This window comes from Pseudacidovorax sp. RU35E, from assembly GCF_900156165.1.
Lineage (GTDB): Bacteria > Pseudomonadota > Gammaproteobacteria > Burkholderiales > Burkholderiaceae_C > Xenophilus.
The window spans coordinates 38,617-51,018 of record NZ_FTMY01000012.1 but is presented as its reverse complement, the minus strand read 5'-3'; the positions used below and the strand labels follow the sequence as shown (position 1 = coordinate 51,018).

The 12,402-nt window shown below is 70.9% G+C and carries 11 protein-coding genes; 8 read left to right on the top strand and 3 right to left on the bottom strand.

What is annotated here, in order from left to right; all coding sequences use genetic code 11:
* Positions 1-29 precede the first annotated feature (29 nt).
* The 7 genes from BXA03_RS20225 to BXA03_RS20195 all read left to right on the top strand — a co-directional run bounded on the left by BXA03_RS20225 (position 30) and on the right by BXA03_RS20195 (position 7,893).
* A complete protein-coding gene (locus BXA03_RS20225) occupies positions 30-1,199 on the top strand; it encodes an ABC transporter substrate-binding protein (protein ID WP_076511008.1) in 1,170 nt (389 codons plus the stop codon).
* Positions 1,200-1,263: 64 nt separating this feature from the next.
* Positions 1,264-2,319: a branched-chain amino acid ABC transporter permease gene (locus BXA03_RS20220; protein ID WP_076511007.1), complete on the top strand. Its 1,056-nt coding sequence runs from the start codon at positions 1,264-1,266 to the stop codon at positions 2,317-2,319.
* On the top strand, positions 2,316-4,103 hold the full coding sequence (locus BXA03_RS20215; protein ID WP_076511006.1) for a branched-chain amino acid ABC transporter ATP-binding protein/permease: 1,788 nt from the start codon (positions 2,316-2,318) through the stop codon (positions 4,101-4,103). Before BXA03_RS20220 ends, BXA03_RS20215 begins: the two co-directional genes overlap by 4 nt.
* Positions 4,100-4,837 carry an ABC transporter ATP-binding protein gene (locus BXA03_RS20210; RefSeq protein ID WP_076511005.1) on the top strand — a complete coding sequence of 246 codons (738 nt, stop codon included), beginning with the start codon at positions 4,100-4,102 and terminating at the stop codon, positions 4,835-4,837. The genes BXA03_RS20215 and BXA03_RS20210 overlap by 4 nt, the downstream gene beginning before the upstream one ends.
* On the top strand, positions 4,824-6,431 hold the full coding sequence (locus BXA03_RS20205) for an ATP-dependent acyl-CoA ligase (protein WP_076511004.1): 1,608 nt from the start codon (positions 4,824-4,826) through the stop codon (positions 6,429-6,431). The genes BXA03_RS20210 and BXA03_RS20205 overlap by 14 nt, the downstream gene beginning before the upstream one ends.
* 2 nt (positions 6,432-6,433) lie before the next feature.
* On the top strand, positions 6,434-7,219 hold the full coding sequence (locus BXA03_RS20200) for an SDR family NAD(P)-dependent oxidoreductase (protein ID WP_076511111.1): 786 nt from the start codon (positions 6,434-6,436) through the stop codon (positions 7,217-7,219).
* A 95-nt stretch (positions 7,220-7,314) separates the two neighbouring features.
* A complete protein-coding gene (locus tag BXA03_RS20195; protein WP_234983767.1) occupies positions 7,315-7,893 on the top strand; it encodes a MarR family winged helix-turn-helix transcriptional regulator in 579 nt (192 codons plus the stop codon).
* Between the two features lie 345 nt (positions 7,894-8,238).
* Here the strand turns inward: BXA03_RS20195 and BXA03_RS20190 are convergent, their stop codons facing one another.
* The 3 genes from BXA03_RS20190 to BXA03_RS20180 all read right to left on the bottom strand — a co-directional run bounded on the left by BXA03_RS20190 (position 8,239) and on the right by BXA03_RS20180 (position 11,189).
* On the bottom strand, positions 8,239-9,219 hold the full coding sequence (locus BXA03_RS20190) for a D-2-hydroxyacid dehydrogenase family protein (protein WP_076511002.1): 981 nt from the start codon (positions 9,217-9,219) through the stop codon (positions 8,239-8,241).
* A 7-nt stretch (positions 9,220-9,226) separates the two neighbouring features.
* On the bottom strand, positions 9,227-10,219 hold the full coding sequence (locus BXA03_RS20185) for a Bug family tripartite tricarboxylate transporter substrate binding protein (protein ID WP_076511001.1): 993 nt from the start codon (positions 10,217-10,219) through the stop codon (positions 9,227-9,229).
* Positions 10,220-10,349: 130 nt separating this feature from the next.
* Positions 10,350-11,189 carry a DNA/RNA non-specific endonuclease gene (locus tag BXA03_RS20180; RefSeq protein ID WP_076511000.1) on the bottom strand — a complete coding sequence of 280 codons (840 nt, stop codon included), beginning with the start codon at positions 11,187-11,189 and terminating at the stop codon, positions 10,350-10,352.
* A 174-nt stretch (positions 11,190-11,363) separates the two neighbouring features.
* Between BXA03_RS20180 and BXA03_RS20175 the strand changes: the two genes are divergently transcribed.
* Positions 11,364-12,392, top strand: a complete 1,029-nt coding sequence (locus BXA03_RS20175) for a LysR family transcriptional regulator (RefSeq protein WP_076510999.1) — start codon at positions 11,364-11,366, stop codon at positions 12,390-12,392.
* Positions 12,393-12,402 lie beyond the last annotated feature (10 nt).

Sequence of the window (12,402 nt, the reverse complement as noted above, 5' to 3'; positions counted from 1 at the left end):
CGTCCTTTTTCTCCCAAGCAGGAGTTTTCATGAAGAAGATGCTGATGTCCCTCGGCCGCTGCGCGCTGGCCGCCGGTGCTCTGGCCGCCGCCGCGGTCGCCGCCCATGCGGCCGACCTCAAGGTGGGCCTGAGCGTGTCGCTCTCCGGCCCGAACTCGTCGCTGGGCGTTCCCTACGCCAAGGGCATGCAGGCCGCGCTGGCCTACAAGGGCGAGATCGCCGGCCGCAAGGTGCAGCTCATCGTGCTCGATGACGGCTCGGACCCCACCACCGCCGGCCGCAATGCGCGCAAGCTGGTGGAGGAGGACAAGGTCGACGTGCTCATGGGCACCTCGGGCGTGCCCGCGGCCATCGCCATGGCGCAGGTGGGCCGCGATGCCAAGGTGCCGATGATCGGGCTCACACCCATCCTGCTGAACCCGGCGGACAACGCCTGGGTGATGACGGTGGCTCAGCCCACGCAGCTGATGATCGACGCCGTGGTGCAGCGCATGAAGAAGGACGGCGTGCGCACCGTCGGCTACATCGGCTTCTCCGACGCCTGGGGCGATCTGGTCTTCACCGCGCTCAACAAGGCCGCGGGCGATGCCGGCATCCAGGTGCTGGGCAACGAGCGCTATGCACGCTCTGACCAGTCGGTCACCGGACAGGTGCTCAAGCTGCTGGCCATGCGGCCCGATGCGGTGATGACCGGCGGCGCCGGCACGCCGGGCGCCTTGCCCTTCCTGGCCCTGGCCGAGCGCGGCTTCAAGGGCAAGGTCTATGGCCAGCACGGCCTGATCAATCCGGACTTCGTGCGCGTGGTCGGCGCGGCCGGGCAGGGCGCGCTGATGCCCACCGGGCCGGTCATCGTGGCCGAGCAGCTGCCGGCCGACCATCCGACCCGCAAGATGGGTCTGGCCTTCCGCGACGTCTACCAGAAGGTCAACAACGCGCCCACCAGCGATGCCTTCTCGGCCTATTCCTTCGACGGCTGGCTGGTGTTCGCCGATGCCGCCCAGCGCGTGCTGGCCGCCGGCAAGGGCGAGCCGGGCACGCCCGAATTCCGCCTGGCCCTGCGCGACGCCATCTTCAGCACCCGCGAGGTGGTGGGCACGCATGGCGTCTACAACTTCAAGCCCGGCGACCTGTACGGCGTGGACGAGCGCGCCCGCGTGATCGTCACGCTGGACAAGGGCCAGTGGAAGCTTGCCCCCTGAATGCCATCCAGGGAGCGCACCCGATGACACAGCCCACCGCAAACGCACGAAGGACCCCCCGATCATGACCTGGGACGTGGCCCTCATCCTGGGCATGGACGGATTGGCCAATGGCGCCATCTACCTGCTGGCCGGCATCGGACTGGTGCTGATCTTCTCGGTCACGCGGGTGGTGTTCGTGCCCTTCGGCGACATCGCGGCCTTCGCCGCGCTGACGCTGGCCGCCTTCGAGACCGGCAAGCTGCCGCCCACCATCGGCATGGTGATCTTCCTGGCCGCGCTGGCCTTGCTCACGGAAGTGGGCAGCCTGCTGCGCAAGGGCGAGGCGCGGCACATCCCGAAGGCCCTGCTGCTGTGGGGCGTGCTGCCGCTGGTGCCGTGCGCCATCGCATGGGCGGCGGCGCGGGCCGGCGTGCCCGCGGCGCTGCAGATCGTGGCGTCGGTGCTGCTGGTGGTGCCGGTGGCACCGCTGCTGGCGCGGGTGGTGTTCCAGCCCATCGCCGATGCCTCGGGGCTGGTGCTGCTGATCGTGTCGCTGGCACTGCACTTCCTGCTCTCGGGCCTGGGACTGCTGTTCTTCGGGCCCGAAGGCTCGCGCACCGGTGCGCTGACCTCGGCCTCCTTCACCCTGGGCGACGGCTTCACGGTCAGCGGCCAGGTGGTGCTGATGGTGAGTGCGGCCATCGTGCTCAGCGGGCTGTTCTTCCTGGTGTTCGAGCGCACCGTCACCGGCAAGGCGCTGCGCGCCACGGCCGTCAACCGCACCGGTGCGCGGCTGGTGGGCATCCGCCCGGCACGTACCGCGCTGCTGGCCTATGGCTGCGCCTCGCTGCTGGCAGGGCTGATCGGCGTGCTGATCGCGCCGGTGACGACCATGTACTACGACTCGGGCTTCATCATCGGCCTCAAGGCCTTCGTCGCGGCCATCATCGGCGGGCTGGTGAGCTACCCGGTGACGGCCATCGGCGCGCTCGCCGTGGGCATCATCGAGAGCTTCGCCTCCTTCTGGAGCGGGGCGCTCAAGGACGTGATCGTGTTCAGCCTGCTGATCCCGGTGCTGATGGCGCGCTCGTACATGGCGCGCCACCACGAGGAAGAAGCCGAGGAGATCGACCAATGAAGCGTGGCACTTCCGCAATCCTCATCGCAGCGGTGGCCGTCCTGCTGGCCCTGGTGCCGGCGGTGGCCGGCAGCTTCACCGTCTCGCTGCTCAACGACATCGGCATCGGCGCCCTGGTGGCGCTGGGGCTGGTGCTGCTCACCGGTGTGGGCGGTGCCACCTCCTTCGGGCAGGCGGCCTTCGTGGGCATCGCGGCCTATTCCACGGCCTGGCTCACCACGGCACAGGGCCTCTCGCCCTGGCTGGGGCTGCCCTTCGCGCTGCTGCTCACCGGCCTGTCGGCGCTGGCCATTGGCGCGCTCACGCTGCGGCTGGGCGGGCACTTTCTGCCGCTGTCGACCATCGCCTGGGGGCTGTCGATCGCGCTGCTGTTCGGCAACGTGGACGGGCTGGGGCGGCACACAGGCCTGTCCAACATTCCGCCGCTGCGCATCGGCAGCTGGGCGCTGTCGGATCCGCGCTCCATCTACTACCTGATCTGGGCCATCGTGGGCCTGGCTTGCCTGTTCAGCCACAACCTGCTCAATTCGCGGCCGGGCCGTGCCATCCGCGGGCTGCGCGGTGGAGCCACGCTGCTGGCGAGCGTGGGGGCCGATGCCTACCGCGTCAAGCTCACGCTGTTCGTCACGGCGGCGCTGTTCGCGGGGCTGGCGGGCTGGCTGTATGCCCACATGAACCGCTTCGTCAGCCCCTCGCCCTTCGACGTGCGGGCCAGCATCGAGTACCTGCTGATGGCCATGGCCGGCGGCCTGGGCAGCCTGGCGGGTGCGCTGGTCGGCGCGGGCCTGGTGCTGGTGCTCAAGAACGTGCTGCAGGACGTGCTGCCCCTGGTCACCCAATGGGCCGGCCAGCTGGAGGCCGTGACCTTCGCGGCCCTGTTCATCGCGCTGCTGCACTTTGCGCGCGGCGGCGTGATGGGCTTCGTGCGGCGCTGGCGGCTGCGGGGCGGCACGCGCGGGCCCGTGGCCACGGCAGAGCTCGCCGCACCGGTGGCGCCCCTGCCGCAGCGTGCCATGCCGGCACGCGGCACGCCGCTCCTGTCGGTGCAGGGTGCGGTCAAGCGCTTCGGCGGGCTGGTGGCGGTCAACGACGTGAGCTTCGATGTGCAGGCTGGCGAGATCGTGGGTCTGATCGGGCCCAACGGCGCCGGCAAGTCGACCATGTTCAACCTGCTCACGCGGACGGCGCAGATGACCTCCGGCCGGGTGCAGTTCCTGGGCCAGGACATCAGCGCGATGCAGCAACGCGACGTGGCCCGACTGGGCCTGGCGCGCACCTTCCAGCACGTCAAGCTGCGGCCGCACATGAGCCTGCTGGACAACGTGGCCCTGGGCGCCCATGCGCGTGCGGGTGCCGGCGTGCTGCGCGCCGGCCTGCGGCTGGACCGGCAGGAGGAGCGCCAGATCCTGCAGGAGGCCCAGCGCCAGCTGGACCGCATCGGCCTGGGCGACAGGGCGCACGAGATGGCCGGCGCCCTGCCGCTGGGCACGCAGCGCATCCTGGAGATCGCCCGCGCCCTGGCCGCCGACCCGGTGCTGCTGGTGCTGGACGAGCCCGCCGCGGGCCTGCGCCGCAAGGAGAAGATGGCCCTGGGCGATCTGCTGCGCAAGCTGCGTGACGAGGGCGTGACCATCCTGATCGTGGAACATGACATGGACTTCGTGATGAAGCTGGTGGATCGCCTGGTGGTGATGAACTTCGGCTCCAAGCTGGTCGAGGGCGTACCCGCCGCAGTGCGTGCCGATGAGCGCGTGCAGGCGGCCTACCTGGGGAGCACGGTATGAGCGGTACGCCCATGCTGGAGATCGCCGACCTGCACGTGGGCTACGGCCAGGTCGAGGCGGTACGGGGTGTCTCGCTGGCCCTGCAGCCGGGGCAGATCATCTCGGTCATCGGGCCCAACGGCGCGGGCAAGACCACGCTGCTGGCCGCGGCCATGGGCCTGCTGCCTTCGCGCGGCACCCTCCGCTTCGAGGGCGAGGACCTGGCCGGGCTCGACGTCGAATCGCGCGTGGAGCGCGGCCTGTGCCTGGTGCCGGAGAAGCGCGAGCTCTTCGGCGAGCTCACCGTGCTGGACAACCTGCGCCTGGGTGCCTATTCGCGCCGCCTGCGCTCGGACGCGCTGCGCCAGCGCCTGGACGGCGTGTACGCGCGCTTTCCGCGCCTGGCCGAGCGCCGCGGGCAGCGGGCCGACACGCTCTCGGGCGGCGAGCGGCAGATGCTGGCCGTGGGCCGCGCACTCATGTCCGCGCCGCGCCTGCTGATGCTCGACGAGCCCAGCCTGGGGCTGGCACCGCTGATCGTGCAGGAGATCCTGTCCATCGTGCGCCAGTTGCGCGAGGACGGTGTCTCGATCCTGCTGGTGGAGCAGAACGCCCGCGCCGCGCTGGAAAGCTCGGACTTCGGCTACGTGCTGGAGACGGGCGAGGTGGCCCTCTCGGGCGACTCGGCGGCCCTCGCGGACGACGAGCGCGTGCGCGCGACCTACCTGGGCGGCGGCACCCATGACGAGGACTGAGGCCGACGCGCTGCTGCCGGTCGCGCAGCGCACGCTGCCGCAGATGCTGCGGCGGCAGGCCGAGCGCTTCGGCGACGCGCCGGCCGTGCGCATCGGCGGCCAGCACTGGCGGCACGCCGAGGTGCCGCACCGGGCCGCGGCCCGGGCCGGTGCGCTGCAGGCCGCGGGCATCGCGCGCGGCGACCGCGTCGCTCTCCTCGCGGGCAACCGGCCGGAGTTCCTGGAAGCCTTCCTCGGTTGCGGCTGGGTCGGCGCAGTGGCGGTGCCGGTCAACACCGCGTCCATGGGGCCGCAGATCGAATACTTCCTCGCGAACAGCCAGGCGAAGCTGCTGGTCATCGAGGCGCAGTACCTGCCCCGGCTGGCCACGGCCGACCTGGCGCGCACGTCGCTGAAGCGCATCTGGGTGCTGCAAGGCGAGGGCGATGCGGCCGCCGTCGACCTGCCGGGGCTGACCGTCGAGGCCTGGCCCGCGCCCGGCGAAGAAGTCGCCGCGGCAGAGACCGGCCCGGCCGACACGCTCGCCATCCTCTACACCTCGGGCACGACCGGCCCGTCCAAGGGCGTGCTGTGCCCGCATGCGCAGTACTACTGGTGGGGCGTCAACAGCCTGCGCGTGCTGGGCGTGCGGGCCGACGACGTGCTGTGCACCACGCTGCCGCTGTTCCACATCAATGCGCTCAACACCTTCGCGCAGGCCTGCCTGTCGGGCGCCGAGGTGGTGTTCGAAGGCCGCTTCTCGGCCTCCGGTTTCTGGCCAGCCATGCAGGCCTGCGGTGCCACCGTGGTCTACCTGCTGGGCGCCATGGTGCCGATCCTGCTGGCGCAGCCGGAAGGCGAGGCCGAGCGCCAGCACCGCGTGCGCATCGGCCTGGGCCCTGGCGTGCCGGGCGCGGCGGGCGAGGCCTTCGCGGCCCGCACCGGCGTGCGGCTGCTCGAAGGCTATGGTTCCACCGAAACCAACTTCGTCATCGCCACCGCGCCCGACTCGCCGCGCGGCGGGGTGATGGGCTGGGTGCTGCCCGGCTTCGAGGCTCGCGTGGCCGACGAGCACGATGCCGAACTGCCCGACGGCCAGGCCGGCGAGCTGCTGCTGCGCGCCCACGAGCCGCACGCCTTTGCCAGCGGCTACTTCAACATGCCCGACAAGACCGTCGAGGCCTGGCGCAACCTGTGGTTCCACACCGGCGACCGCGTGGTGCGCGAGGCCGACGGCGCCCTGCGCTTCGTGGACCGCATCAAGGACGCGATCCGCCGCCGTGGCGAGAACATCTCCTCCTTCGAGGTGGAGCAGGTGCTGCAGAGCCACCCCGCCGTGGCGACCGTGGCCGTGTACCCGGTGCGCTCCGAGCTGGCCGAGGACGAGGTGATGGCCGCGCTGATCCTGCGCGAGGGCCAGGCGCCCGCGCCGCAGGAGCTGGCCGACTGGTGCGAGGCGCGCCTGCCGTACTTCGCCGTGCCGCGCTGGTTCGACATCGTCGAAGACCTGCCGCGCACCGAGAACGGCAAGGTGCAGAAGTACAGGCTGCGCGAACGCGGCGTGACGCCGAGCGCGTGGGAGCGGCCGCCACAGCCCCGCGCCCGCAGGGCCTGAGCATGGCCGCCGCGCCCGTCGCTGTCGCCCTCGCTGCCGCGCCCGCGCTGGCCGGCCGGGTGGCCCTGGTGACCGGCGCGGCGCAGGGTCTGGGCCTGGCCATCGCCCGCGCCCTGGGCGAAGCGGGCGCGCGGCTGGTGCTGGCCGATTCGCAGCCCGCCGTGCAGGAGGTGGCCGCGGCCTTCGCCGCCGATGGCCTGGCGGCCCACGCCGTGGTCGCCGATGTCGCCACCGAGGCCGGCTGGCAGCGGATGCTGCAGGCCGGCTGCGATGCGCATGGCTTCGTGGACGTGCTGGTCAACAACGCGGCACGCACGGCCTCCACGCCCTTGTGGGACATCTCGGTGGAGGAATGGGACGCCCTCATGGCGGTCAACCTGCGCGGCTGCTTCCTGGGCTGCCGGGCGCTGGGCGCCCACATGCGCGCGCGCGGCGAGGGCGGGCGCATCCTCAACATGGCGTCGCTGGCCGGTCAGCAGGCCAGCGCGGCCACCGGTCTTCACTATGCCGCCTCGAAGGCCGGCATCCTCGCGCTCACGCGGGGCTTCGCCACCGAACTGGCGCCCGATCGCATCACCGTCAATGCGCTGGCGCCGGCGGCCATCCGCAGCCCCGCCCTGGACGGCCTGCCCGAAGTCCGACAACAGGCGCTGCTGGGCGCCATTCCCCTGGGCCGCTTCGGCGAGCCGGAGGAAGTCGGCGCCGCGGCCGTCTTCCTGGCCTCGGGGGCGGGCGCCTTCATCACCGGTGCCACGCTCGACGTGAACGGTGGGCGGCTCATGCGATGAGCGCCGATCCCGACGCGCCGCCCGGGCCCGCCGCCCCCGGCTATGCTCACCCGACCCGAGAACGAATGACAGTGCCACAGAGAGAAGAAGACAGCATGGCCACCCATTCCAAGCATTTCCGCCTGGTCCAATCGCTGGGCGACGAACACATCGGTCTGGAGGCCCGTGCCCAGGCCGACGACCACCTGGACACCAAGATCTGGCTGCGCCTGCTCGCCTGCAGTACCCAGATCGAGCAGCAGATCCGCCAACAGCTGCGCACCCGCTTCGGCACCACGCTGCCCCGTTTCGACTACCTGGCCCAGCTCGACCGCTATCCGGAGGGGCTGCGCATGAACGTGCTGTCGCGCTACCTCATGGTGACGGGCGGCAACGTGACGGGACTGACCGATCAGCTGGTGAAGGAAGGCCTGGTGGAGCGGATCGACGACCCGGAGGACCGCCGCTCCTGGCGCGTGTGCCTGACCGACAAGGGCCGCACCGACTTCGCCGCCATGGCGGCCGAGCACGAGAAATGGCTGATCGCCATGTTCCAGGACCTGCCGGCGGCCAGCAAGGAGGCGCTGTACGAGCACCTGGGCCGCCTACGCGTGCACCTGGTCCAGAAGCCCGCCGAGGCTGCGGCCGATCGTGCCGGGGCCAAGGCCCGCACCAGCCGCAAGGCGCCACGCTGAGGCGACGAAGGACCGGTCAGAACAGACGCGCGATCAGCACGCCGACGACCGTGATCCCGGCCAGAGCGAGAAGGGTCATGCCGACCCGGTTGGCACGTTGCTTGGCACGAAACTGTTTGTGATCCATGGGCGTCACGCATCGCAGATGGCCAGCTCCCCGCCGTGGTGCCGAACCCAGCATGCTTCATTGCAAAGGCCGGCAGCGTATCCGAAAGATGAATGCTTTCGGCTGACGCTAAGGATTTATTGACATGCTGGAGCAAATGTCTCTGCGGCGGCGAAGCATGGCTAGCAAAAATGACGCCAGCGTGGCCGCGCTTCGCCTGCCGTGCAGACCGCGTCGGATCAGCCAGCGGGCGGGGCCAGCACCTCGGGATTGACGAGGTTGCGCGGCTGCCCCTGGGCAAAGGCGACGATGTTGTCGAAGGCCGTGCCGAAGTAGTGCTCGTAGTTGTCGCGCTCCACATAGCCGATGTGGGGCGTGCACAAGGCGTTGGGCAGCGACAGCAGCGGATGGCCGCCCTGCAGCGGCTCCGTGTCCTGATCGAACACGTCCACCGCGGCGAAGCCCGGTCGCCCGGCGCGCAGCGCGTCGACCAATGCGCCGTCCTCGATCAGTTCGGACCGGCTGGTGTTGACGAGCACCGCGCTCGGCTTCATGCGCGCCAGGTCGGTGCGGGTGACGAGGCCCTGGGTCTGCGGCACCAGACGCACATGCAGGCAGATCGCATCGCTCTGGGCGAAGAAGGCCTCGCGCGAGGGGGCCACCTCGAAGCCGTCGGCCCGTGCTGCCGCGGTGGAGGCCTCGCGGCCCCATACCCAGACCTGCATCCCGAAGGCCCGGCCATAGCGCGCCACCTGGCTGCCGATGCGGCCATAGCTCCAGATGCCCAGCCGCTGGCCGAAGAGCTGCTGGCCGAGGTGGCCCTGCCAGAGACCGGCCCGCAGGCGGTTGGCCTCGTCCACCAGGTGCCGCCGGCTCGCCAGCAGCAGCGTCCAGGTGAGCTCGGCCGTCGCAGCGCCCGAACCGCGCCCGTCCGCCACGGCCACGCCGCGGGCGGTGCAGGCCGCCACATCCACATGGCCGGCCACCTTGCCGGTCTGGCTGATGAGGCGCAGGCGGGGCAGGCGGTCCAGCAACGCGGCGCCGATGCGCGTGCGCTCGCGGGTGAGCACGACGGCGTCGAAGTCCTGAAGCCGCGCGGCCAGGGCGGCCGTGTCGTTCAGCGTGTCGTGGAACACCGTGACCTCGTGGCCGGCCAGCTTGCCGAAGCAGGCCAGGCTGCGCACGCAGTCCTGGTAGTCGTCTGGAATCGCGATGCGCATGGGCGTCTCAGTCGAGTTTGATGCCGAGTTCGGCAATGGTCTTGCGCCATTGCACCAGGTCCTTGCGGATGATCTCGCCGTATTCGGCCGGCGGCATGCCGCCGGGCTCGATGCCCTGGGCCTTGAACATGGCGCGCAGGTCTGGCGCGGCCAGGGCGGCCTTCACTTCCTTGTAGAGCGTGTCGATCACGGGCGCGGGGGTGCCGGACTTCAGGAGCAGGCCGTACCAGCCATGCACGTCGAAGCCTGGATAGCCCTGCTCGGCCACGGTGGGCACCTGGGGCAGTCCCTCGAAGCGCTTGGACGGGGCCACCGCGAGGGCCCGCAGCTTGCCGGCCTGGATCTGGCCGAGCGCACTGCTCATGTCCAGGAACATGAACTGCACCCGCCCGCCCAGCAGGTCCTGCACGGCCGGTCCGGCACCGCGGTAGGGCACGTGCGTGGCCTGGATGCCCGCGCGCTGTGCGAACAGGGCTCCGGCCAGATGCGCGGAGGTGCCGATGCCCGACGAGGCATACGAGAGGCTGCCGGGGGTCTGCTTGCCCATCCTGACCAGCCCCTGGAGATCGGTGGCCGGGAAGTCGGGCTTGACCACCAGCGCATGCGGAATGAAGCCGACGACCGTGACCGGGCTGAAGTCCTTCAGCGTGTCGAAGGGGTAATTCGGCATCAGCGCCGGGTTGGTCACGGCCAGGATCGAGGGCATGACCATCGTGTAGCCGTCGGCCGGGTTGCGCCCGATCTCGCTCATGCCGATCACGCCGCCGCCGCCCGGCTTGTTGTCCACGATGAAGGGCTGGCCGGTGGACTGGTTCATGGCCTTGGCGATGGCGCGGGCCATCAGGTCCGTGGGCCCGCCGGCCGCGAAGGGCACGACGATGCGCACCGGCCGGGAAGGAAAGGGCTCCTGGGCCCAGGCGGCGGGCCAGGCGGCGCCGAGGGCGGCGGCCTGGATCAGCGCGCGGCGGCGAAGCAGTGGATTCGGGGCGTGGATGTCCATCGATGTCTCCTGGTCGGGCAGGCATGCTTGGCCTGCACCCGTTCTGCAGAGCAGCTTAGGCGACACGTGGGCGGCGGGCCAGCCGGCCGTTCCAGTCAGTGGAATCCGCCCGTGGGTCGGTCCGCCGTCGTCAGTGCACGTTCACGCCGGGCAGCAGGTCCAGGTGGAGCCACTGCTGGAATGCTGCATAGCTCAGTGGCGTGTTGACCTTGGCGTCGGGGCGGTTCTGCTGCCAGTGCGCCCAGGCCCTGCCGGTGGCCGGGTCGTACACCAGCTTGAAGAGGTGCGAGGGCACGCGCACGCCATTGGGGCCGATGGCCCGCTGGTCGGCAAAGACGGGACCGGTGATCACGTGCACATCGCCCTGGGCCCGCATCACGTACTTGCGGGTGTCCTCTTCCACCTTGGCCCACGGGCCGCTGTTCTGCCGCGGGTCCTGGGGCACCATGTTCGCCAGGCTGAAGGACTGGGCCATGGCGCGTGCCGTGGGCATGTCGGCAGCCGGCGCCATGTGGCCGCGTGCAAAGCCGGAGCCGCGGTAGTCGTCCAGGCTGGCGCGCTCGGCCGAGGGCAGCCGGGCGTCGGCGAAGAAGCGGTCCTGCCGCTCCACGTTTTTGGCGCGCAGCAGCAGGTCGCGGTTCAGGCGCTCGGCCACGTAGACGGGCGTGCGCGTCTCGCCGGAATGCAGCACGGCGAAGTTGTCGAAGCACAGGGCGCGCAGTTGGCCGCCGATGGCCACGGCCGGTGCGCGGCCGCCTGCGAAGAACTGGGGACAGCGCGCGAAATCCTGGGTGGACGCCTCGGCCGCCGGCGTGGGGGCCTTCTCGGTGGGGACAGGCGGGTTGCCCCGCGTGCTGCGGGTATGCCGGTCGACGTTGCCGCAGGCGCCCAGCAGTGCGGCAGCGACCAGGGCGGCGGTAAAGCGTGAAGGGAATGAAAGAAGAAAGAAACGTTTGTTTAGATTCGCCATGAGGGCGGCGAGTCTAAAGAGGCCGGCTCAGCAGGGTGCGCCATGCGGAATCCCGCCGCCGTCAACCAGGCCCTAGCGCCTTCCAGCCGCCGCGCTCGGCGAAGCCCCGAATAAGCTTCCTCGATAAAAGTATTTGAAGCTTGCATGCTTCATGCTTGATCATTCGCAAATCGGATGATCAAGAACCTCGATATTCGCCAGCTCGACGCCTTCGCCGCCGTGATGTCCTCCGGGAGCATCACGGGCGCGGCGCGCCTGCTCGACCGCTCACAGCCAGCCGTCACCCGCCTGATCCACGAGCTGGAGGCGGCGGCCGGCTATGCGCTCTTCACCCGCCACGGGCCCCGCGTGGCGCCGACGGCGGAGGGCTTCCAGCTCTTCGAGGAGGTGCAACAACTGCTGGGCGACTGGCGCCGGCTGCAGCAGCGGGTGGACGAGATCGGCCGCGGCGGCGCCCAGCCGCTGGTGCTGGCCGCCACCTCGGCCGCAGCGCTGGGCCTCGTCCCGGCGGCCCTGCAGGCACTGGAAGCGGGCGAGGGCACCGGCGCGGTGCGCCTGGTCAGTGGCTCGCCTGAGCGGGTGATGGAGTCGGTGCTGGCCGGCGCGGTGCAGCTCGGCGTCTCCAGCCTGCCGCTGGAACACCGCGGGCTGCAGGTGCTGTGGATCGGCGAGGCGCCCTGCATGGCCGTGCTGCCCGACGGCGATCCGCTGGCCGCGCGCGACGTCGTGCCCGCCGCCGCACTCGCGGGGCGCCGGCTGGTCACGCTGAGCAACCCTTTCCGGCTGCGCCACCGCATCGACGCGCTCCTGGGCCGTGCCGCCACCGACGTCGCCGCAACCGGTAAAAGCGCATCGGCAGGCGAGGGCGGCGCGCGCGGCACGGACGTCATCGACACCAATTCCTCCGTCAACGCCCAGGCCCTGGTGCGCGCCGGCCTGGGCATCGCCCTGCTGGATCCGCTCACGGTGCACGGCGTGCCCCTGGCTGGCGTGCAGGTGCGGCCGCTGGACGTGCACATCCCCTTCTTCTTCGGCGCCGTGGTGCCGCAGGGCCGGCCCATCACCCGCCGGGTACAGGCCCTGGCCGATGCGCTGCAGCAGGCGGCGACGCGCCTGCCCGGATTCGTCGCCCATCCCCCCGAGGCCCATGCGCAGCTGCTGCAGGCCTCGCAGGCCGAGCCTTCCTCTTCTTCCCGCCCTTGACTGAAAGCGC